The organism is Streptosporangium sp. NPDC049644 (genome assembly GCF_040675205.1).
GTDB lineage: Bacteria > Actinomycetota > Actinomycetes > Streptosporangiales > Streptosporangiaceae > Streptosporangium > Streptosporangium fukuiense.
Window position 1 is genome coordinate 92,888 of the sequence record NZ_JBFAOJ010000009.1, and the last position, 21,556, is coordinate 114,443.

Annotated in this window: 16 protein-coding genes; 13 read left to right on the forward strand and 3 right to left on the reverse strand. The window is 70.6% G+C overall.

The genetic code is table 11. From position 1 onward, the window contains the following. The first annotated feature begins 54 nt into the window (after window positions 1–54). From AB0J58_RS07675 to AB0J58_RS07720, 10 genes are all read left to right on the forward strand, one after another. A complete protein-coding gene (locus AB0J58_RS07675; protein WP_364211650.1) occupies window positions 55–1,707 on the forward strand; it encodes a fumarate hydratase in 1,653 nt (550 codons plus the stop codon). Between the two features lie 281 nt (window positions 1,708–1,988). Beyond that, a complete protein-coding gene (locus AB0J58_RS07680; protein ID WP_364211653.1) occupies window positions 1,989–3,236 on the forward strand; it encodes a serine/threonine-protein kinase in 1,248 nt (415 codons plus the stop codon). A gap of 35 nt (window positions 3,237–3,271) precedes the next feature. Beyond that, window positions 3,272–4,906, forward strand: a complete 1,635-nt coding sequence (locus tag AB0J58_RS07685; RefSeq protein ID WP_364211656.1) for a protein kinase — start codon at window positions 3,272–3,274, stop codon at window positions 4,904–4,906. A 65-nt stretch (window positions 4,907–4,971) separates the two neighbouring features. Further along, a complete protein-coding gene (locus AB0J58_RS07690; protein WP_364150982.1) occupies window positions 4,972–6,363 on the forward strand; it encodes a class II fumarate hydratase in 1,392 nt (463 codons plus the stop codon). Between the two features lie 205 nt (window positions 6,364–6,568). Next, window positions 6,569–6,955, forward strand: a complete 387-nt coding sequence (locus tag AB0J58_RS07695) for a tautomerase family protein (protein WP_343977673.1) — start codon at window positions 6,569–6,571, stop codon at window positions 6,953–6,955. A 173-nt stretch (window positions 6,956–7,128) separates the two neighbouring features. Then, the gene (locus tag AB0J58_RS07700) at window positions 7,129–7,872 is read left to right on the forward strand and encodes a 3-hydroxybutyrate dehydrogenase (protein WP_343977893.1); all 744 of its coding nucleotides are present in this window, start codon (window positions 7,129–7,131) and stop codon (window positions 7,870–7,872) included. Window positions 7,873–8,063: 191 nt separating this feature from the next. After that, window positions 8,064–10,106 carry a helix-turn-helix domain-containing protein gene (locus AB0J58_RS07705; protein ID WP_364211659.1) on the forward strand — a complete coding sequence of 681 codons (2,043 nt, stop codon included), beginning with the start codon at window positions 8,064–8,066 and terminating at the stop codon, window positions 10,104–10,106. 267 nt (window positions 10,107–10,373) lie between these two features. Next, window positions 10,374–11,693 carry an MFS transporter gene (locus AB0J58_RS07710; protein WP_364211662.1) on the forward strand — a complete coding sequence of 440 codons (1,320 nt, stop codon included), beginning with the start codon at window positions 10,374–10,376 and terminating at the stop codon, window positions 11,691–11,693. A gap of 20 nt (window positions 11,694–11,713) precedes the next feature. Beyond that, window positions 11,714–12,733 (forward strand): alpha/beta hydrolase, encoded by a 1,020-nt coding sequence (locus tag AB0J58_RS07715; protein ID WP_364211665.1) that lies wholly within the window; start codon window positions 11,714–11,716, stop codon window positions 12,731–12,733. Window positions 12,734–12,942: 209 nt separating this feature from the next. After that, complete coding sequence (locus AB0J58_RS07720) at window positions 12,943–14,271, forward strand: tannase/feruloyl esterase family alpha/beta hydrolase (protein ID WP_364211668.1); 1,329 nt, start codon at window positions 12,943–12,945, stop codon at window positions 14,269–14,271. A gap of 27 nt (window positions 14,272–14,298) precedes the next feature. Here the strand turns inward: AB0J58_RS07720 and AB0J58_RS07725 are convergent, their stop codons facing one another. Both AB0J58_RS07725 and AB0J58_RS07730 read right to left on the reverse strand, forming a co-directional pair. Then, complete coding sequence (locus AB0J58_RS07725; RefSeq protein WP_364211671.1) at window positions 14,299–16,275, reverse strand: glycosyltransferase family 2 protein; 1,977 nt, start codon at window positions 16,273–16,275, stop codon at window positions 14,299–14,301. 60 nt (window positions 16,276–16,335) lie between these two features. Continuing rightward, the gene (locus AB0J58_RS07730; RefSeq protein WP_343977691.1) at window positions 16,336–17,064 is read right to left on the reverse strand and encodes a transglycosylase SLT domain-containing protein; all 729 of its coding nucleotides are present in this window, start codon (window positions 17,062–17,064) and stop codon (window positions 16,336–16,338) included. A gap of 300 nt (window positions 17,065–17,364) precedes the next feature. Between AB0J58_RS07730 and AB0J58_RS07735 the strand changes: the two genes are divergently transcribed. The 3 genes from AB0J58_RS07735 to AB0J58_RS07745 are packed head-to-tail and all read left to right on the forward strand — an operon-like array spanning window position 17,365 to window position 19,987. Next, a complete protein-coding gene (locus AB0J58_RS07735) occupies window positions 17,365–18,039 on the forward strand; it encodes a response regulator transcription factor (RefSeq protein WP_343977694.1) in 675 nt (224 codons plus the stop codon). Then, window positions 18,036–19,442: a HAMP domain-containing sensor histidine kinase gene (locus AB0J58_RS07740; protein WP_343977697.1), complete on the forward strand. Its 1,407-nt coding sequence runs from the start codon at window positions 18,036–18,038 to the stop codon at window positions 19,440–19,442. The genes AB0J58_RS07735 and AB0J58_RS07740 overlap by 4 nt, the downstream gene beginning before the upstream one ends. After that, window positions 19,439–19,987 carry a hypothetical protein gene (locus tag AB0J58_RS07745; RefSeq protein WP_364211674.1) on the forward strand — a complete coding sequence of 183 codons (549 nt, stop codon included), beginning with the start codon at window positions 19,439–19,441 and terminating at the stop codon, window positions 19,985–19,987. Before AB0J58_RS07740 ends, AB0J58_RS07745 begins: the two co-directional genes overlap by 4 nt. Before the next feature lie 138 nt (window positions 19,988–20,125). Here AB0J58_RS07745 and AB0J58_RS07750 read toward each other — a convergent pair whose 3' ends face one another. Beyond that, a complete protein-coding gene (locus AB0J58_RS07750) occupies window positions 20,126–21,448 on the reverse strand; it encodes a PhoH family protein (RefSeq protein ID WP_343977703.1) in 1,323 nt (440 codons plus the stop codon). Window positions 21,449–21,556: the final 108 nt, after the last annotated feature.

Here is a 21,556-nt window from a genome sequence, read left to right on the forward strand (position 1 = left end):
TCGCGAGGGCCGTACCCTCTAGGAAAACGGCGCCCGCACGGAGGACCTACCACGATGCCCGAGTTCGACTACACCGACCTGCTTCCCATGGGACCGGACGAGACGGAGTACCGCCTGATCACCACCGAGGGGGTGCGGGTCGTCGAGGCCGCGGGGCGCAGGTTCCTGGAGGTCGAACCCGAGGCGCTGCGGCTGCTCACCGAGACCGCCGTCCACGACATCTCCCACTACCTGCGGTCGTCCCACCTGGCCCAGCTCCGCAAGATCATCGAGGACCCCGAGTCGAGCGGGAACGACCGCTTCGTCGCCCTCGACCTGCTGAAGAACGCCTCGATCTCGGCGGGCGGCGTGCTCCCGATGTGCCAGGACACCGGCACCGCGATCGTGATGGGCAAGCGCGGCCGCCACGTGCTCACCGACGGCGCCGACGCCGAACACATCTCCCGCGGCGTCTACGACGCCTACACCCGGCTGAACCTGCGCTACTCCCAGATGGCCCCCATCACCATGTGGGAGGAGAAGAACACCGGCTCCAACCTCCCCGCGCAGATCGAGCTCTACGCCGAGGACCCGCTCGGCCACCCCGACGAGTACAAGCTGCTGTTCATGGCCAAGGGCGGCGGCAGCGCCAACAAGTCGTTCCTGTACCAGGAGACGAAGGCCGTGCTCAACGAGAGGCGGATGCTCCAGTTCCTGGAGGAGAAGATCCGCTCCCTCGGCACCGCCGCCTGCCCGCCGTACCACCTGGCGATCGTCGTCGGCGGCACGTCCGCCGAGTACGCCCTGAAGACCGCCAAGTACGCCAGCGCCCGCTACCTGGACTCCATCCCCACCGAAGGCTCCCCCGCCGGCCACGGCTTCCGCGACACCGAGCTGGAGGCCAAGGTCTTCGAGCTCACCCAGAAGCTCGGCATCGGCGCGCAGTTCGGCGGCAAGTACTTCTGCCACGATGTCCGCGTCATCCGCCTCCCCCGCCACGGCGCCTCCTGCCCCGTCGCCATCGCGGTCTCCTGCAGCGCCGACCGCCAGGCCCTGGCGAAGATCACCCCCGAGGGGGTCTTCCTGGAGCGGCTGGAGACCGACCCGGCCAGGTTCCTGCCCGAGACCACGGACGAGCACCTGTCGGACGACGTGGTGAAGATCGACCTCAACCGCCCGATGCAGGAGATCCTCGCCGAGCTGACCAGGTATCCGGTCAAGACCCGCCTGTCGCTGACCGGGCCCCTCGTGGTGGCCCGCGACATCGCGCACGCCAAGATCGGCGAGCTGCTGGACGCCGGCGGCGAGATGCCGCAGTACCTCAAGGACCACGCGGTCTACTACGCCGGCCCCGCCAAGACCCCCGAGGGCTACGCCTCCGGCTCCTTCGGCCCGACCACCGCGGGCCGGATGGACTCCTACGTCGAACGCTTCCAGGCGGCCGGCGGCTCCAAGATCATGCTTGCCAAGGGCAACCGCTCCAAGCAGGTCACGGACGCCTGCAAAACCCACGGCGGCTTCTACCTCGGCTCCATCGGCGGCCCCGCCGCCCGCCTCGCCCAGGACTGCATCAAGAAGGTGGAGGTGCTGGAATACCCCGAACTGGGCATGGAGGCCGTCTGGAAGATCGAGGTCGAGGACTTCCCCGCCTTCATCGTGGTCGACGACAAGGGCGAGGACTTCTTCACGGACACGACCGGTCCCGTCCTGAGCATCGGCCGCCGCTGACCGCCCCCGGCCTTCCCCGGACTCCGCCGTACCGGCGCCCGAGGGCGACGAACTCGACCTCGGGCGCCCGCCGACGGCGTTCGATGCCGGAAACATGCTTATTACCTGCTGTATGCCGCATACGTCCCGATTATCGGGAGAAGCCATGGCCCCTCGGCAATTTGTCAGATATCACGCAGCGTTTCTCAACAGTTACGAGCGCGAAAATCTGACCGAAGTTGGCAAGAAGATTCGGCCCGGTCTCTACTGGTCTCATTACGCAAATCGGTAAGCTGCACCACATGCGTGCGCCGCCCGGATACCTTCTTGCAGCGCGCTACCGGCTGTCAGAACCGGTTGGGCGCGGTGGCATGGGCACTGTCTGGCGCGCGCACGACGAGTTGCTCAACCGCGAGGTGGCCGTCAAGGAGGTCCGCCTCCCGCTGATCCTCGACGAGGATCTCCGCGCCGAGCTGTGCGCCAGGACCGAACGCGAGGGACGGGCGACCGCGATGGTCGCCCACCCCTCGGTCATCACGGTCTTCGACGTCGTCACCGAGGACGAGCGTCCCTGGATCGTGATGGAGCTGCTCCGCGCCAGGTCGCTGGAGCAGCTCCTGCAGGACCACGGCCCGCTGCCGCCACGCCAGGTGGCGGAGATCGGCCGTCAGGTCCTGGGGGCGCTGCGCGCCGTGCACGCCAAGGGGATCCTGCACCGCGACGTGAAGCCCAGCAACGTCCTGGTGACCGACGACCGGGCGGTGCTCACCGACTTCGGCCTGGCCGCGCTGGAAGGCGACGTGTCGATCACCCAGGCGGGCATCGTGCTGGGCTCGGCCGGATACATCGCCCCCGAGCGCGTGCTGGGCGCCAAGGCCAGCCCGGCCGGCGACCTGTGGTCACTCGGCGCGACCCTCTACACCGCCGTCGAGGGCCGCGGCCTGCACGGCCGCCGTACGGCCGCCGCCGCGCTCGCCGCGCTGACCAGCGGCGAGCCGATCCCCATGGAGCGGGCGGGCCCGCTGACGCCGGTGCTGCGGGGTCTCCTCACGATCGACCCGAACGCCCGGCTCGACACGGGACGGGCCTCGCTGATGCTCGCCCGGGTGGCGGCCGGCGGACTGGTCGAGGACTCCTTCACCATGCCTCCGGCCCGGCCCGACAGCAGGCCCGCACGGCCCGACGTCAGACCCGACATCAGGCCCGCCAGGCGCCCCGACGGCAGGCCCCCCGTGGGCGGGTCCGGCGGGACCCCGGTTCCGCCGTTCAGCCGTCGTTCCCAGCATCGCGGGCTGCACCGGTTCGGCTCGGTGCCGGCGCCGACGTCGGCGCCGCGGCTCTCGTCTCCCATGTCGGCCCCGCCACCGTCCGGACCGATGTCGGCACCGGTGTCCCAGCCTCGCGCGCACCGGCGCCCGGGTGAGGGGGTACACAGAAAGCCGACGGAGGTTTCGCCAACCTATCGCCCATTTGTCCGTTTTATGACACCCCTTATAAGGTTGATGCTCCCGCGTCTTCTCTGGCCGAGGGAACTCCGTAAGCGCGGGTAAAGCGCTTCTCAAGGTGGAATGGCTATCTTCTTCTCATGCCGGAACAGCAGATGCGCGTGCTCGCGGACCGTTACGAGCTGATCGCGCCGCTCGGCCGGGGCACGATGGGCACAGTTTGGAAAGCCCATGACCGTTCCCTCGGCCGTGAGGTAGCGATCAAGGAGATCCGTCAGGAGCCCGGCCTCAGCGAGGCGCAACGCGCCGAACTTCGGGAGCGGATGATCCGCGAGGGCCGCACGGCCGCCCGCATCAGTCATCCCTCGGTGGCCACGGTCCACGACGCCATCGTCGAGGACGGCAGCCCCTGGATCATCATGGAGCTCGTGCAGGCACGCTCCCTGGAACAGGTGATCGAGGAGGAGGGGCCGCTCCCGCCCCGCCTGGTCGCCGAGATCGGGGCCGACCTGCTGGGGGCGCTTCGCGCGGCCCACGCCCAGGGAGTGCTGCACCGCGACGTCAAGCCCGGCAACGTGCTGATCACCGAGAACGGCCGGGTGGTTCTCACCGACTTCGGCATCGCCAAGGCCGAGGGCGACACGAGCCTCACCAAGACCGGCATGGTGATCGGCTCTCCCGGATACACCGCGCCCGAGCGGGCCCGCGGCGAGCACAACGGCCCCGAGTCGGACCTGTGGTCCCTCGGCGCCACGCTGTACTTCGCGGTCGAGGGCCGCCCGGCCTACGAGCGGGCCTCGGTGGCGGAGACCCTGGCCGCGCTGATGAGCGAGCAGGTCGACCCGCCGACCCAGGCGGGGCCGCTGCGCCCGGTGCTCGAACAGCTGCTGGAGAAGGACCACACGGCGCGGCTGACGGCCGCTCAGGCGGGCGCGATGCTCCGGGCCGTGGCGGACACCCCCTCGCACCTCGCGGACTCCATCCCCGCCGTCCCCGCCCCCGCCCCGTCCCCTCCCGCCCCTGATACACCCCTCGCACCGGACGCGGAGGAGGACGACGCCGACGGCTTCGACGCCGACCGCACCATGGTGGTCATCCGCCCCAAGGGCGGCCTGCGCATCCCCGGCGGAACGGCGCCCGCCGCGGAACCTCCCGCCTCCCCTCCCTCCGCCGCGGCCCCCGGCCGCCCGACGACCTCGCCCTACCCGGACAGCCCGCCCCTCGCCGAGCCGGGCGGGCCGGCCCCGGGACGGCAGGGCCCTCCCGGTCTCGGGACTCCGGTCGCCCGGGGACCCGCGGCCTCCGGTCGCGGCCCGGGCGCCTTCGGGCGGCAGGAAAACGAGCACGGATTCCTCGACGGCGGAAAGCCTGATCTCTCCGCCACCCCGCCGCACGGCTTCCCCCTGGTCGATCAGGAGTTCGGGGCGCCCGTCCCCGGACGCCCGGAAGCCCCCGCCGCCCTCCCGCCACACGGCCCGCCCCCCGGCAACCGGCCCGCCGACCCGGGGGCCCCGATGTTCTCGCAGCCCTGGCGCCCGCCGGGGCCCGAGTCCGCCGACGGCGCCTTCGGCCGCTCTCCCGGCCTGGGCACCGACCTGTTCGCGATCGCGGGTCAGAACGGCCGGCAGGTCCCCGGCGTCCCCGGTGCCCCCGGTGCTCCCGGGGAGCGGCAGGCCCCTTCGAAAAAGCCCCCGATCGGCATCCTCGTCCTCATGGGCGTGGCCGCGATCGCGCTGGTAGTGATCATGATCCTGGTGGTGGCCGCCTTCTCCTGAGTACTCCCCCGGTAAGGACCCGCACCCGCCGGTTTGATTCCCTCTCTGGGACGCAGACTGGACGTATGAGCGAGTATCGGATCGAGCATGACTCGATGGGCGAGGTGCGGGTGCCTGCGGGCGCGAAGTGGCGGGCGCAGACCCAGCGGGCGGTGGAGAACTTCCCCGTCTCCGGGCGCGGGCTGGAGGTTCCGCACATCTCCGCACTCGGCCTGATCAAGGCCCTCTCCGCCGAGGTCAACGCCGAACTGGGGGTACTCGACAAGGAGATGGCGCAGGCGATCGCCGAGGCCGCCACCGACGTCGCGGAGAACGAGTGGGACGGCGAGTTCCCCGTCGACGTCTTCCAGACCGGCTCCGGCACCTCCTCCAACATGAACGCCAACGAGGTGATCGCCACCCTCGCCGAGGAGCGGCTGGGCCGCCCCGTCCACCCCAACGACCACGTGAACGCCTCGCAGTCGTCCAACGACGTGTTTCCCACCTCCATCCACGTCGCCGCCATGACCGAGGTGTCGTACCACCTGATCCCCTCCCTGAGGCACCTGGCCACCGCGCTGCGGGACAAGTCGCTGGAGTTCGACGGCGTGGTGAAGGCGGGGCGCACGCACCTGATGGACGCCACCCCGGTCACGCTGGGCCAGGAGTTCGGCGGGTACGCCACGCAGATCGACAACGCCATCGGGCGGGTACGCGGCGCGCTCCCGCACCTCGCCCAGCTGCCCCTGGGCGGTACGGCGGTGGGCACCGGCGTCAACACCCCTCCCGGCTTCGCGGCCAAGGTCATCGAGAAGCTGCGCGAGGCCACCGGGTTGCCGTTCTCCGAGGCTCCCGACCACTTCGAGGCCCAGGGGGCCCGGGACGCCATCGTGGAGCTCTCCGGCCAGCTCCGTACGGTCGCGGTCTCGCTCAACAAGATCGCCAACGATCTCCGCTGGATGGGTTCCGGCCCCCGGGCGGGACTGGGCGAGATCAACCTGCCCGACCTCCAGCCCGGTTCGTCGATCATGCCGGGCAAGGTCAACCCGGTCGTCCCCGAGGCGGTGACCATGGTCGTCGCCCAGGTCGTCGGGAACGACGCGGCCATCGCCTTCTCCGGAGCCTCGGGCACCTTCGAGCTCAACGTGATGCTCCCGGTCATCGCGCGCAACATCCTGGAGTCCATCCGGCTGATCGCCAACGCCTCCCGGCTGCTGGCCGACCGGTGCGTGCACGGCATAACCGCCAACGTCGACCGCCTGCGCGAGTACGCGGAGTCCTCGCCGTCGATCGTCACCCCGCTCAACCCCTACGTCGGGTACGAGGAGGCCGCCAAGATAGCGAAGCAGGCCCTGGCCGAGCGCAAGACCATCCGCGAGGTCGTCATCGAGCGCGGCCACGTCGCCAACGGCGCCCTCACCGAGGAACGGCTCGACGACCTGCTCGACGTGCTGTCCATGACCCGGCCTCCGTCCTAGCCCCCGCCCACCGCGCCTCCGCTCGCCGCGGCCGCCCGGACGCGTCCCACCGCGTCACGCGGGTCGGCTCGGCACGCCGCGGCTCCCTCCCCGCCTCGCGAGACACCGCCTGACCGGCCCGGGCCACGGCGGGATTCGCGGGACGGCGCCCGGAGCCGCGCCCCGGCCTGCGCCGTGCACCCGGTCACCTGCGAGACTGCGGAACATGACCCAGATCAAGTTCTACGGCCGCCGGGACGTGTGGTCCGGCCGGCGTCAGGAGATCTCCGACACCGTCCACGGCTGCCTGGTGGACGTCTGGCGACTCCCCGAGGACAAGCGGTTCCACCGGTTCCTGCTGCTGGACGCCGAGGACCTGGTCTGCCCGCAGCGGAGCGAGCGGTACCTCATCGTGGAGATCGTCTGTTTCGGCGGCCGGTCGGACGAGGCCAAGCGCGCGCTGATCCGCGCCCTGTTCGCCAGGGCCGGGGAGGCACTCGATCTCCCCGCCGAGGACCTGGAGATCGTGATCCTGGAGTCGCCCAAGGTCAACTGGGGCATCCGCGGTCTCCCCGGCGACGAGCTGACGCTCATGTATCCGGTCACCATCTGAGACGCCGCCTTCCCCTCGGCGGTGGCCGCCCCGGGAGGCTCGTACTCCGCCCCCCGTCGGCATCTCCCCGAACCGGGCGGGAAGACGGAGTCAGGCCACATATACCGGGAATGGAGTGTGGGGGTGGGCGACATGGGCTGGGATTCAGGTCATTGCCTAGATTCGGCAGCATGATGGACCTAGCGGGTCGGCGAGCCGTGGTGACCGGGGCGGGCAGCGGGATCGGGCGCGCCTGCGCGCACCGGCTGGCCGCGGCCGGAGCACACGTACTGGTGGTCGACATCGACGCCGAGGCCGCGGCCAAGGTCGCCGCGGAGATCTCGGGAACACCCGTCGTCGCGGACCTGTCGGCACCGGACTTCACCCGGGCGATCCCGTCCGGCACGGACATCCTGGTGAACAACGCGGGATTCCAGCACGTCGCCCCGATCGAGAAGTTCCCCCCCGAGGTGTTCTCCAAAATACTCAAGGTGATGGTGGAGGCGCCCTTCCTGCTGGCCAGGGAGACGCTGCCGGGAATGTACGAGCGCGGCTGGGGCCGGATCGTCAACATCTCCTCGGTCCACGGGCTCCGCGCCTCGCCCTACAAGTCCGCGTACGTCACCGCCAAGCACGCCCTGGAGGGGCTGTCCAAGGTGATCGCCCTGGAGGGCGCCCCGCACGGCGTCACCTCCAACTGCGTCAGCCCCGCCTACGTCCGCACCCCCCTGGTGGAGAACCAGATCGGCGCCCAGGCCGGGACCCACGGCATCGGCAGGGACGAGGTGGTCGAGCAGATCATGCTCGCCCCCGCCGCCATCAAACGGCTCATCGAACCCGCGGAGGTCGCCGAACTCGTCGCCTACCTCTGCGGCCCGCACGCCTCCTCCATAACCGGCGTCTCCCTCCCCCTCGACGGCGGCTGGACCGCCCGCTGACCCCCATGAGACCGTGCCGGGGACTGGACTGAGGAGTGAAGGAGCCGGGTCCCAGCGGCCGAACCGCGACGCGCCAGCGTCGCCGACAACACGCAAGGACACAACATAGGGACGGGCCAAACGTCCCATCTCAAGGGACTACCCGTGAGGACGCGCCGGCGACTGGACTGAGGAACGAAGGAGCGAAGCGGATGAGTGACGAGGGAAGGAGCCGGGTAAGAGCGTCCGAACCGCGACGCGCCAGCGTCGCAATCAATACCGTCTTCCTTGAGCTGCTGGCCAGGGAGGCGTCGGCGGTCGAGTTCGAGGGACCCGTTCTCGCGGCGAGGAGCGCCGGGATCGGCGCGGAGGCACTGGCCGAGCTGGAGGAGGCCAAGCTCACCGCGTTGAAGGTACGGGCGTTGCTGCGGCGCAGGGCGAAGCGTGAGGCGGAGTTGTCCGCGCTCTTCGACACCGCCGGCGACCTCGCGGGACTGCGGGATCTGGACGCCGTCCTGGAGGCCATCGTGCACCGGGCCAGGCAGCTGCTCGGCACCGATGCCGCCTACATGACGCTGCACGACCCCGAGCGGGGCGACACCTGGATGCGGGTGACCGACGGATCGGTCTCGGCGAAGTTCCGGGCGCTGAGGCTGCCCATGGGCGCGGGTCTCGGCGGGCTGGTGGCCCAGACCGCCACCCCGTACTCGACCGCCGACTACTTCGCCGACGCGCGCTTCCGGCACAAGAGCGACATCGACGACGCGGTGCTTGAGGAGGGGCTGGTCGCCATCCTCGGCGTGCCGCTCAAGCTGGGCACGCGGGTGATCGGAGTGCTGTTCGCGGCCAACCGGAGCGTGCGGCCCTTCACCCAGGACGAGGTCGTGCTGCTGGGCTCGCTGGCCGCGCACGCGGCGGTGGCGATCGACAACGCCCGGCTGCTGCAGGAGACCAGGAACGCGCTGGAGGAGCTCAGCGAGGCCAGCCGGCAGGTGAACGCGCACAGCCAGGCGGTGGAACGCGCCGCTCTCGCGCACGACCGGATGACCGGTCTGGTGCTGCGCGGCGGCGGGGTCGAGGACGTGGCGGCGGTGGTGACGGAGGTGCTCGGCGGCTCGCTGACGGTGCTCGACGACGCCGGACGCCCGATCGCCGGGGACGCGAGCGTGCTGGAGGGCACGCTGGACGAGGAGACACTCGACCGGGCGGAGTCCGAGCGGAGATCCGCACAGCGGTCGGCGCGGAAGCCGGCCAGGAGGTCCGGCGCCGGGCGCAAGGAGGGCGCCGGACAGCCGCCGCGGAAGGCGGCGGATGTGATCGCGGACGCCGCACGGTCGTCGAGGGCACTCGGGCGCACCGTGTGGCGGGGGAACCTGCTGGTCGCGTCGGTGGAGGTGAGCACGGAACCGCTGTGCACGCTGGTGTTGCGCAACGGCGTGCGGATGTCGGACGCCGATCATCGCATCCTGGAGCGGGCCGCGCTGGTCACCGCGCTACTGCTGCTGTTCCGGCGTACGGTGGCCGAGGCGGAGGGCCGGGTCAGGGGCGAGCTGCTCGACGACCTGATCTCGCGGCCCGCCCTCGCCGGCCTGGCCGACCGTGCCCGGCGGGTGGGGGTGAACCTGGACGCCGACCACGTGGTGGTCGTGGTCCGCCACGGCGGCGGGCGGGAGCGGGCCGCGTTCTGGGCGTCCTCCCAGGCGGCCCTGCATCACGGCCTGGCCGCCCAGCGCGGTGACGAGGTGGTCCTGCTGCTGCCGGGGGACCGGCCCGGCCCCCTGGCGAAGCGGGTGGCGGCCGAACTGAGCGCCTCGCTGGGCCACCCGGCCACGGCGGGCGCCGGAGGCCCGGTACGCGGCGCCGCGGAGGTTGCCGCGGGGCACCGGGAGGCCCAGCGCTGCGCCGACGCCCTGGTGGCCCTGGGGCGGGCCGGAGACGGCGCCGACGCCGGAGAGCTCGGCTTCGTCGGACTGCTGGTCGGCGAGGGACGCGACATCGGGGCGTTCCTCACCTCGACGCTCGGCCCGGTGATCGACTACGACGCCCGCAAGGGCACCGCGCTGGTGCGGACGCTCGCCGCGTACTTCGGCGTGGGCGGCTCGCTGTCGCGTACGAGCGAGACCCTGCACATCCACGTCAACACGGTCACCCAGCGCCTGGATCGGATCGGCCAGCTCCTCGGCGACGACTGGCAGGCCCCCGACCGAGCCCTGGAGATCCAACTCGCCCTCCGCCTGCACCGCCTCAGCGGCTGATCCCGCGGCCGCACCCACCTCGGCGGTCGAAACCGGGCCGGCGGTCACCCGGTCACGCCCTGCCCGGCCCCGGCCCGATGGTCGGCCACGGCCGCGCCAAGCCCTGCCCGCACGGCGTCGTGGCCCGTCCCGGGCGTACCGCGCGGCGGCTCCGAACACCCACATAGGACGCTTGTCGGCTATGGCTGTCATCCCCATAGGAGTGACGCCGGTCACTACGTACGGTAGCCGGAATCCCCCCAACAGCGACTCCCCCTGGTGAGTGAGATGGCAGAGAAAACCCGAACCCCCATCGGAAAGATCGTCGGTGCCAGCCTCATCGGCACCACGATCGAGTGGTACGACTTCTTCCTTTACGGTTCCGCCGCCGCCCTGGTCTTCCCGAAGCTCTTCTTCCCCGAGTCGGAGCCGCTGACCGGCACCCTGCTGGCGTTCCTGACCTACGCGGTGGGCTTCGTGGCCCGCCCGCTGGGCGCGCTGGTCTTCGGGCACTACGGCGACCGGGTCGGCCGCAAGAAGCTGCTGGTGCTCAGCCTGCTGCTGATGGGCGGGGCCACCTTCCTGATCGGCTGCCTGCCGACCCACGCCGCGATCGGCATGGTGGCGCCGCTGCTGCTGACCCTGCTCCGGCTCGTCCAGGGCTTCGCCCTCGGTGGTGAGTGGGGAGGCGCGGTGCTCATCGTCTCCGAGCACGGCGACGCGGAGCGCCGCGGCTTCTGGGCCTCCTGGCCGCAGGCGGGCGCCCCCGGCGGCAACCTGCTGGCCACCGCCGTGCTGGCGGCGCTGGCCGCGATCCAGACGGACGAGACCTTCCTGAGCTGGGGATGGCGGGTGCCGTTCCTGCTCTCCGGCGTGCTGGTACTGGTCGGCATGTGGATCCGGCTGTCCATCAGCGAGTCGCCGGTCTTCCAGCAGGCGGTCGCCAATGCCGAGCCCGCCCCGTCCATGCCGATCGTCGAGGTGTTCAGGCACCACTGGCGGGATGTGATCACCGCGATCGGCGCCCGTTTCGCGGAGAACGTGTCCTACTACATCCTCACCGCGTTCGTGCTGGTCTACGCGACGACGTCGGCGGGGCTGACGAAGCCCGTCGTGCTCAACGCGGTGCTGATCGGGTCGGCCGTCCACTTCGTCTCGATCCCGCTGTGGGGGGCGCTCTCCGACCGGCTCGGCCGCCGCCCGGTCTACCTGCTCGGCGCCGCCGGAGTGGGCCTGTGGGCCTTCGCCTTCTTCCCGCTGATCGACACGAAGAACTTCGCCGCGGTCACCCTGGCGGTGACCGTCGGGCTGATCCTGCACGGTGCGATGTACGGCCCTCAGGCGGCGTTCTTCTCCGAGTTGTTCGCCACCAGGATGCGCTACTCGGGCGTGTCGATCGGCTCGCAGCTCGCCTCGATCATCGCGGGCGGCCTGGCCCCGCTGATCGCGGTGGCCCTGCTGAGCGCCTACGAGTCGTCGCTGCCGGTCATGCTGTACGTGGTCGGAGCAGCCGTACTCACCCTGATCACCGTGTACGTCTCACGTGAGACCCGGGGACGTGACCTCGTCACCCTCGGCGCCCGCGACGAGGCCCCGACCACCCGCTGAACATGATGGAGAGGCATCCGATGCGCATCGAGAACCGGCGGGTACCCACCGCCCGCATCACCCAGAACGTGCTGTCCGCCGCCGATGGGACGGCGGGCGGCGAGACGGTGCTGCTCGTGCACGGGAACGTGTCGAGCTCCGCCTTCTGGCGGGACACGCTGCTCGCCCTGGCGGAGGCGGGCCACCGGCCGCTCGCCGTCGACCTGCGGGGCTTCGGCGACACCGAGCCGGCCCCGGTCGACGCCACCCGCGGCCTGCGGGACTACTCGGACGACGTGCTCGCCCTCATCGACGCCCTCGGGCTGGACGACGTGCACCTGGTCGGCTGGAGCATGGGCGGCGGGGTGGTGCTGCAGGCGCTGCGGGACCGGCCGGCCGGCGTGCGGAGCGTGACGCTGGTCAACCCGGTCTCCCCGTACGGCTTCGGCGGCACGCACGGCCTCGACGGGGCACTGAACCACCCCGACGGCACGGGCGCCGGCGGCGGGTCGGCGAACCCGGACTTCGTGAAGCTGCTCGCGGCGGGGGGCACCTCCGACGACTCCCCGGCATCACCGAGGAACGTGATGCGGACCACGTACGTGAAGCCCGGCACCGTGATCAAGGACGAAGACGCCCTGGTCGCGTCGATGCTCTCCACGAGGGTCGGCGATGACCACTACCCGGGCGACGTGGTGGCGTCGGAGGAGTGGCCGGGGGTGCGTCCCGGCACGCGGGGTGTACTCAACTCCTTCTCGCCGCCGAACTTCCGGCTCGACGACCTGCACACGATCGACCCGAAGCCGCCGATCCTGTGGATCAGGGGCGAGGCCGACGTGATCGTCTCCGACACCTCGCTGTTCGACCTGGCCCACCTGGGCGCCCTGGGGGTCGTCCCCGGCTCCCCCGGCACCCCGGCGCAGCCGATGGTCGCCCAGACCCGCGCCGTCCTGGAACGGTACGGCCCGTACACCGAGATCGTCCTGGACACCGGTCACAGCCCCCACATCGAGCGCCCGGAGGAGTTCCGAACCGCCCTGACGAGCCATTTGCGACGCTAACGCGTCGCGGTGAGGCCGCTCTTATCCGACTCCTTCCCTCGTCGTTCATCCGCTTCGCTCCTTCACTCCTCAGTCCAGTCCCCGGCGCGGCCTCACGGGAGTCCCCCATGACAGATCGCTTGGCTCATCCCCTACGACACCTATCAAAATGGGTTACACGGTCCTTTCCTCGCAGTACTTCTCAATCCAGTCGTCGACGAAGTCCGGTCGTGGCCGGAGGGTTCGTCGCTGTCGTCTTCTTCGCCGCTCTTCTGGTGGGTGGGCCCGCGGCGAGTGCGGGGGCCTCTCCCGCGCACTGCGCCCGGCTGGACCGGGTGCTGGTGCCGGGGGCCGAGCACCAGGTGAAGGCGTGCCTGGACGACCTCACGACGGCCGGCACGATCGCCTCCGGGCACACCGACCCGGCCGACTGGGCGGGCCTGCACCCGGCGGGGGCGGTCAACCCCACCGGCGTGCCCGGCGTCCAGGTCGACGGCTACTTCCCCGACACCTCGACCTCCAACACGACGCACGGCTGGAACCACGACTCGCAGTTCGTGCTCCGGCTGCCCGACGACTGGAACGGCGGGCTGGTGGTCGCGGGCACCCCCGGCAACAGGGAGCAGTACGCGAACGACTTCACCATCTCCGACTGGGCACTGGCCAGGGGCTACGCCTACGCCGTGACGGACAAGGGCAACGTCGGCGTCACCTTCCACCAGGACGGCCGCAGGCCCGGCGACGCGGTCGCGGAGTGGAACGACCGGGTCACGCAGGTCGCGGTCGCGGCCAAGGCCGTCGTCGCGCAGCGCTACGGCAGGCTCCCGAAGCGGACCTACGCGGCGGGCATCTCCAACGGCGGATACCTGGTCCGCTGGCAGTTGGAGAACCGGGCCTGGCTCTACGACGGCGGGATCGACTGGGAGGGCACGCTCTGGCGGGTCAAGGGCGACAACCTGCTCAACTACCTGCCCCCGGCGCTGCGGGCCTACCCGGCGGGCGACACCCAGGCGATGTACGACGCCGGGTTCGCACGCGGGTCGGAGTTCCTGTGGCCCTTCCACTACCAGTACTACTGGGACCTGACCCAGCGCGTCTACCGTGAGGAGCTCGACCCCGCCTTCGACGGCGACACCGAGGCGGGCACCCCGTTCTGCGCCTCGGGCACCCCCGCCTGCGACGCCGACTACGACTACGACGCGCGCAAGCCGTACGCGGCGGTGCGGAAGATCGGGCTCACCGGCCGGATCGGCAAGCCGCTGATCACGATCCACGGCACGCTGGACACGCTGCTGCCGATCTCCCGCTCCGGTGACGTCTACGCGGAGATGGTCGGCGGGCACCGGTCGTTCCGGTACTACCGGATCACCGACGGAACCCATGTGGACAGCCTCTACGCCGCCTACCCCGACAGGCTTCGCCCGCTGCTGCCGTGCTTCCGCAGCGCGTTCGAGGCCATGGAGGGCTGGGTGGAGCGCGGGCAGAACCCGCCGCCGAGCGCGACCCTGCCGAGGCCCTCCGGCGGTGACCTGCCCAACGAGTGCCGACTCGGCGCCTGACGTGGCCGTGCGGTACGGGTGACCGTCTCAGCTGAGCATGTAGCGACGCTGCACGGTCTTGGTGACCCGGACCGCGTTCCTGACCCCCGGTATCCGCAGCGCGAGGCGTTTCAGCAGCGGGTACCAGGGCTCGGGGGGCCGGGCCGCGGCGGACTTGAGGATCTCCACCCGCCCGCCGCGGTTCATCTCCATCTTGAAGCGGAGCCCGGTCTCCTTGCCGTCCACCCGTAGGAAGGGCGCCCAGACGCCCGGCGCGAGGAACCCCTCCCGGTACGCCAGCCGGGTCGGAACCTTGGCGATCAGCCGCCCGGCGAGCTGCCCGGGGACGCCCGGCTCGACCAGGGCGGGCGCGGCGACCTCGCGTTCCCTGCCGGTGGTCTGGCGGAGTACCAGTTCCACGGGCGGCCCTCCGCTCGGTGGCACGTACGGCACGGGCACGACCACGAAGACGTACTTGCGCTGCCTGATGACCGTCGTACCCGGCGAGACCAGGACGATCGACTCGGAGAACGAGCGGGGCTCCACGCAGATCCCCAGCTCCCCCCGGTCCGACCACCAGGGGACGACCAGCCGTTTGGAGTAGTCGGCGACCACCCCGGTACAGTTCAGCGGGGACCCGGTCACCCGGGTCCGGGCCTGCTGAGCCCCCCCGTACATGCGCACGTGGATCTCCCAGAGCCCCGGCGGCAGCGGTCCGTCCACGGCCGCCGAGTCGACGTCCAGCCGGGCCGTGCCGGTGACCTGGAGCCTGACCCCGTTGCGGTGCCGGCAGCGGATCATCGAGCACTCCACCGGCAGGAAGTAGACGACCCCGGTCTCCTCGTGTCTGATGTACACCTCGAACCGCGCCCTGGCCGCGGCCTGACTGACGTCGGCCATCTCGGGGGGGAGGCGGAGCCCGTCCAGGGGCACCGGAGGCTCCCAGAGCAGGCCGTCCTCCCCGTAGGGGATGAAGCGCATCGGGGTGCCGTCGGACTGCATGATCTCCACGGTCAGCCCCATGGTGAGCACGCCGTCGTCCCAGACGACGTCCGTCAGGTCGGCCTGGAGGTGGATGCCCTGGCTGGCTCCGGCCAGCATGACGAGCTGGTCGAGCCTGCCCGCCCGCAGCAGCGCGGCGCGAGCCCGCAACTGCACCGGCAGCAGCAGGTCGAGGCGCGGGGGGAAGCGCTGGACCACCAGCTCGCGCAGGGTCGTGAAGGTGGCCGCCCGGCCCAGGGAGGAGGTGGCGAACGCACCCCCGCCGAGCCGCCGCAGCACCGCGGTGCGGAACCACTGGGCGTACATCCGATCGCGCCTGCGGCCCTCGGGGACCTCGTCGTCGATGATGTCGAGCAGCTCGCGCAGCTCGGCGGCCCAGACGTACGGGTCCTGGAGCGGCTCGGGCCGCTCGGCGACGTGACAGCAGACCTGGTCGGCCATGACCACGATGACCTTGGCCCGCAGGTAAGCGCGGACGACGAAGGCCTGCTCGGCCAGGAGCCCGCCGGGGTCGGAGAAGTTCAGCGCCTCGTCGTCGAGAAAGGCCCTGCGGAACAGCTTGTGCGGGGTGAGCAGCGTGAGCAGCCGGTCCTTGACCACGTCGGCGCGCTCACGGTTGACGTCGAAGACCGGGGAGGGCGGCTTCCGGTCGTCGACCAGCCGCCCGATGAGGATGTCCGCCTCGGTCTCCACGGCACGCCGGTACATCAGCTCCAGGGCCGTCCGTTCCAGGCGGTCGGTCTGGCCGAGCATGTAGACGTACTCGCCCCTGGCCACCATGAGGGCGACGTTGCGGCCGCGCATCGGCGAGCCGGTCCGCTCAAGGTGGAGCACCTTGACGTTCGACCGCACCGCGGCCACGGCGTCGAGGCGCTGCTGGATCCCGTCGTCGGAGCCGTCGTCGGCGAAGATCACCTCGTAGTCGTCGGAGGCCATCGACTGTTCCAGCACCGACCGGATACAGGCGTCGGCGCCATCACCGGGGTTGTGCACCGGCACTACCACGCTGACCTTCACATCCATGCGGCCAAGGGTGCGATGCCCGGGGCCGGGAGACGGTCAGACTTGCCGAGTCCTGGTCTCTCAGTACCAGCCTTTGGCCTGGGAATGGGCCCAGGCCCCGCAGGGCGTGCCGTAGCGGCCCTTGATGTAGGTGAGCCCCCACTCGATCTGGGTGGCCGGGTTGGTCTGCCAGTCGCTTCCCGAGCTGGCCATCTTGTGGCCGGGGAGGGACTGGGGGATGCCGTAGGCGCCACTGGAGGTGTTCATGGCGCGCTCGTTCCAGCCGCTCTCCTTCATCCAGAGCTTCTCCAGGCAACCCCACTGGTCGGCCCAGCCCCGGGACTCCAGCATCTGCTTGCCCAGTGCCCTGTTGCCGGTCGGGTTGGCGGTGCCCGGGGGGAGCCGCTGCGGGTTGAACCCGCCACCGCCCGGCGCCTCGTCAACGATCTTGACCGGGCTGAGCACCTTGCGGTTCTCCCGCTCGGCGGCGATCTTGTCGGCCTTGAGCGCCTGGGCCGCCTGGGCCTTCAGCATGTCGGACTCCAGGTCGGAGCCGAACGGGTCGGAGCCGAGCACCTGCGCCATCTCTTCCAGGGTGAGCGGCTGCGTGGGCGGCGCCGAGGCGTTCTGCACCGCGGTGTAGGCGGTGAAGGCTCCGCCACCCACCAGGATCACGACCGCGGTGCCCAGGATCAGGACACGCTTGGGGGTCAGACGGCCCGGCGTCTTCGTCTTGGCCGTTCTGCGATTGGAACGACGGGCACGGGGCGCCGCCGAGCGGTCCTTCAGTTGCTGTGATCCTGGACTCACGACCTATGAGCTTGCCGTGCGGAGGGGGGTGGTCCGCAACCGGAACGGAAGAGTTGGTCGGCGCCGTACGAGATCCACCGGGCTTCTCCTGAGCTAATCACCAGGCCAGAGCGCTTTCCAGGCAAGGAAAAGATGGGAGTGATTTTGCTCACATTTTACCCTACGGTGCCCCTTCGCCTCTCTATGTGATCACAGGAGCGCCCGAATCACGGCTTGACTGCCTTGTTCAGGTACTGTTTGCCCTATGTCGGGGTTCATGACCTGGCAGATCCATCCAAGCCTTGAGAGAATGATTACCCGGTGGCAGGCATCCTCCTCGTCGAAGACGACCCCTCGGTCAGGACCGGGCTGGAGCTGGCGCTCACCCGGCAGGGCCATTCCGTCACCGCGTGCGCCAGCGGCGAGGAGGCGCTTGAGCACATCAGGTCCCGCCGCCCCGAGATCGCCATCCTGGACGTCATGCTGCCCGGCATCGACGGCGTCGAGGTGTGCCGCCGCATCCGCAGGCTGGACCAGCTGCCGGTGATCCTGCTCACCGCCAGGGGCGACGACCTCGACGTGGTGGTGGGACTGGAAGCCGGGGCCGACGACTACGTGGTCAAGCCGGTCGAGCCGCGGGTCCTGGACGCCCGCATCCGCGCCGTCCTGCGCCGGATGGAGTCGGTCGCCTCCGACCGCATCACCTTCGGCGACCTGGTCATCGACAGGGGCGCGCTCAAGGTGTCGCTGAGCGGCCGCGAGGTCCACCTCACCCCCACCGAACTGCGGCTCCTGCTCGAACTCGTCCGCCATCCCGGCCAGGTGCTCAACCGCAGGTACCTGCTGCGGGCCGTCTGGGACCACACGCACGTCGCGGACTCCCGGCTGGTCGACGCCTGCGTCCAGCGGGTCCGCGCCAAGATAGAGGCGGTTCCCGCCGAGCCCGAGTTCATCCACACGGTACGGGGATTCGGCTACCGGTTCAGCCCACCGTGAAACGCACCCACACCGGCCTGCGCGGCCGTCTGGTGATCACCTTCACCCTGATCGCCGTCACCGCCTCCTCGCTGGTCGCCGGGATCGGCTACGAGTTCGTCAAGATCCGCATGATCGGACGCGCCGAGCAGGTCGCCGTGAGCGACGTGCGCGACATCCTGGAGGGCATCAGAGTGCCCATCGGCGCGCTCTGGCCCGGGGACAGCCCGCCGACCGACGACGAGATCAGCGCGCTGCAGAAGAGCCTGCGCCCGCAGGGCGGCAGGGTGGTGGTCCGCTACGAGGACTACCTCTACCCCGACGGCGAATTCGGCATCAGGGACGTCCCCGGCGACCTCGCCGCCAGGGCCACCCAGCGGATGGTCGCCAAGCGGCAGATCATCAACGGCGACATGTGGCTGCTCATCGGGACCCCCGTCTGGCGGATCGAGCCCATCCACACCGCCCAGCCCACCGGGATGACCGTCTACGTGTTCGCCCCCCTCATCGAGGAGGAGCGTCTTCTCAGCGGCCTGCGGCAGCCGCTGGCCGTCGCCAGCGTCGCCATGCTGATCATCGCGCTGGCCCTGGGACTGCTGTCGGCCCGGCAGCTCCTGCTGCCGGTCAGGCGGCTCGGCTCCGCGGCCCGCGCGCTCGGCGCCGGCCACCTGGACACCCGCCTGCCCGTGCACGGTAAGGACGAGCTCGCCGAACTCACCGCCACGTTCAACGACACCGCCGCCGCCCTGGAGCGGAGCGTCTCCGAACTCCGCTCGCTGGAGGCGATGTCCCGCCGCTTCGTCGCCGACGTCTCCCACGAGCTCAGGACCCCGCTGACCGCGATGACCGCGGTCACCGACATGCTCTCCGAGGAGGCCGAGCGGCTGCCCCCCGAACCCGCGGCCGCCGTGCAGCTGGTGCTGCGGGAGATCGCGCGGCTGCGTACCCTGGTGGAGCAGCTCATCGAGGCGAGCCGGTTCGACTCGGGCACCGCGACGCTGAACGTGGACACGGTGAACATCGTCGACGTGATCTGGGACTGCCTGGAGATGCGCGGCTGGTCGGACCAGGTGCGGGTGAACGTGCCCCAGGGACTGGTCTTCTCCGTCGACCCCAGGCGATTCGACGTCATCGTGGCCAACCTGGTGGGCAACGCCCTACGCCACGGGGAGCCCCCCGTGATGGTGACCGCCCGCAGCACCCCGAACGGCCTGGAGGTGAAGGTGCGCGACCACGGCAAGGGCATCCCGGCCAAGGATCTGCCGTTTGTGTTCAACCGCTTCTACAAGGCGGGCGCCCGGGGCGACGGCAGCGGACTCGGCCTGTCCATCGCGCGGGCCAACGCCCAGTTGCACGGCGGCACGATCTCGGTCCGCGCGCAGCGGCCGGGAACCCTCTTCACCGTCTGGCTGCCCCCGGCATGAGGCGCCTCACCTGTCTGCTCGCCGCCCTCGCGGTCCTGTGTGGATGCGGCATCTCTCCCACCGAGGTCCAGGACTACGGCCGCCCGCCGGTGATCAGCTACAGCCCGACCTGGGTGACCGTCTATCTGCTCCGTGACGGACGGCTTGAACCGGCCAGGATCCCGGTGGTCTCCGACTCGGCCAAGAACATCATCGACACCCTCTTCCGGGCGGGCAAGCAGCCGCCGAAACGGGGGCTGACCAGCGCGCTCAACAACTTCAGCCACTACGACACCAAGACCACCCGGTACTCCGACAACACCGACCAGCGCAACGATCCGGACGACAGCCTGGGCTACCGACTGAATGTGATCATCACGGGCGAGGGCAAGATCTCCAATGAGGGCCTCGCCCAGATCACCTGCACCATCCGGCAGAACAAGCAGGAGAGCATCTGGAGCGTCGAGATCACCCGGCTCTTCCCCGGAGTCCCGGAGTCGATGGGCGAGCACACCTGCTTCGAGTTCCGCAAACTCGCGGCCCCCGGCGTACGACTGCCGCCGTGAGCGCTCCTTGACGCCCGGTGCCGTGGTCCACGGCCGGCGTCCGCCGACCCGCGAACGACGAGCGAAGCGCGGTCGCGATGCCTCACGGCACCCGCGACCGCGCTTCGCACGATCATGCCTGGAGGTCCAGGACACCCGTCACATCGTGATGTCCTCCAGCATCTCGGTGACCAGCGCCGCGATCGGCGAGCGCTCCGAGCGGGTCAGCGTGACGTGCGCGAACAGCGGGTGCCCCTTGAGCTTCTCCACCACCGCCACGACGCCGTCGTGCCGGCCCACCCGCAGGTTGTCGCGCTGGGCGATGTCATGGGTGAGGACGACCCGGGAGTTGGCGCCGATCCGGCTCAGCACGGTGAGCAGCACCCCGCGCTCCAGCGACTGCGCCTCGTCCACGATGACGAAGGCGTCGTGCAGGGAACGGCCGCGGATGTGGGTGAGCGGGAGCACCTCCAGCATGCCCCGGTCCATCACCTCCTCGATCACCTCGGGCGTGGTGACCGCGCCCAGGGTGTCGTAGACGGCCTGTGCCCACGGGCTCATCTTCTCGTTCTCGGAACCCGGCAGGTAGCCCAGTTCCTGGCCGCCCACGGCGTACAGCGGGCGGAAGACGATGACCTTGCGGTGCTGGCGGCGCTCCAGTACCGCCTCCAGGCCCGCGCAGAGGGCGAGCGCGGACTTTCCGGTGCCCGCCCGGCCGCCCATCGAGACGATGCCGACCTCGGGGTCCATCAGCAGGTCGAGCGCGATCCGCTGTTCGGCGGAACGGCCGTGCAGGCCGAACACCTCGCGGTCGCCGCGCACCAGCCGCACCGACTTGTCGGGCAGCACCCTGCCCAGTGCCGACCCTCTGCTCGACAGCAGCCGCAGGCCGGTGTGGGTGGGCAGGTCGCGAGCCTCCTCCAGGTCGGCGGTGCCGTGCTCGAAGAGCACCTCCACGTCCTCGGAGGTCACCTGGAGTTCCGCCATGCCTGTCCAGCCGGACTCGACCACGAGTTCGGCGCGGTACTCGTCCGCGGCGAGACCGATGGAGGCGGCCTTCACCCGCATCGGCAGGTCCTTGGAGACCAGTACCACGTCGTGTCCCTCGGCGGCGAGGGTGCGGGCCACGGTCAGGATGCGGGTGTCGTTGTCGCCGAGCCGGAACCCGACGGGCAGGATGGACGGGTCACTGTGGTTGAGCTCGACCCGGATGGTGCCCTCGCCGATCGGCATGGGCTCGTCCAGCCGTCCGTGCGTCACCCTCAGGTCGTCGAGGTACCTCAGCGCCTTGCGCGCGAAGTATCCGAGCTCTGGATGATGGCGTTTGCCCTCCAACTCGGTGATGACGACGATCGGGATGACCACCTCATGCTCGGCGAAACGGCTCATCGCCGTTGGATCCGCCAGGAGCACCGAGGTGTCCAGGACGTACGTGCGCCGCTTGACTGCCGGCGACGTGGGTGAGGACGAAGGGTTTGCCACGCGTTCTCCCCCGGGCGCCAAGGACGGCGCCCTGCCATGAGCTGGGATGCGGACCGGCCTCGGACCCGCTCACGAGAATGCCGAGCAGGGACCGGCGACCGGCCCTCC

Excerpts from the sequence above, each read along its gene's own strand:
- AB0J58_RS07705 (WP_364211659.1), top strand. The coding sequence starts at position 8,064 with ATGAGTGACGAGGGAAGGAGCCGGGTAAGAGCGTCCGAACCGCGACGC.
- AB0J58_RS07695 (WP_343977673.1), top strand. The coding sequence starts at position 6,569 with ATGACCCAGATCAAGTTCTACGGCCGCCGGGACGTGTGGTCCGGCCGG.
- AB0J58_RS07680 (WP_364211653.1), top strand. The coding sequence starts at position 1,989 with ATGCGTGCGCCGCCCGGATACCTTCTTGCAGCGCGCTACCGGCTGTCA.
- AB0J58_RS07715 (WP_364211665.1), top strand. The coding sequence starts at position 11,714 with ATGCGCATCGAGAACCGGCGGGTACCCACCGCCCGCATCACCCAGAAC.
- AB0J58_RS07700 (WP_343977893.1), top strand. The coding sequence starts at position 7,129 with ATGGACCTAGCGGGTCGGCGAGCCGTGGTGACCGGGGCGGGCAGCGGG.
- AB0J58_RS07745 (WP_364211674.1), top strand. The coding sequence starts at position 19,439 with ATGAGGCGCCTCACCTGTCTGCTCGCCGCCCTCGCGGTCCTGTGTGGA.
- AB0J58_RS07690 (WP_364150982.1), top strand. The coding sequence starts at position 4,972 with ATGAGCGAGTATCGGATCGAGCATGACTCGATGGGCGAGGTGCGGGTG.
- AB0J58_RS07685 (WP_364211656.1), top strand. The coding sequence starts at position 3,272 with ATGCCGGAACAGCAGATGCGCGTGCTCGCGGACCGTTACGAGCTGATC.
- AB0J58_RS07710 (WP_364211662.1), top strand. The coding sequence starts at position 10,374 with ATGGCAGAGAAAACCCGAACCCCCATCGGAAAGATCGTCGGTGCCAGC.
- AB0J58_RS07675 (WP_364211650.1), top strand. The coding sequence starts at position 55 with ATGCCCGAGTTCGACTACACCGACCTGCTTCCCATGGGACCGGACGAG.
- AB0J58_RS07725 (WP_364211671.1), bottom strand. The coding sequence starts at position 16,275 with ATGGATGTGAAGGTCAGCGTGGTAGTGCCGGTGCACAACCCCGGTGAT.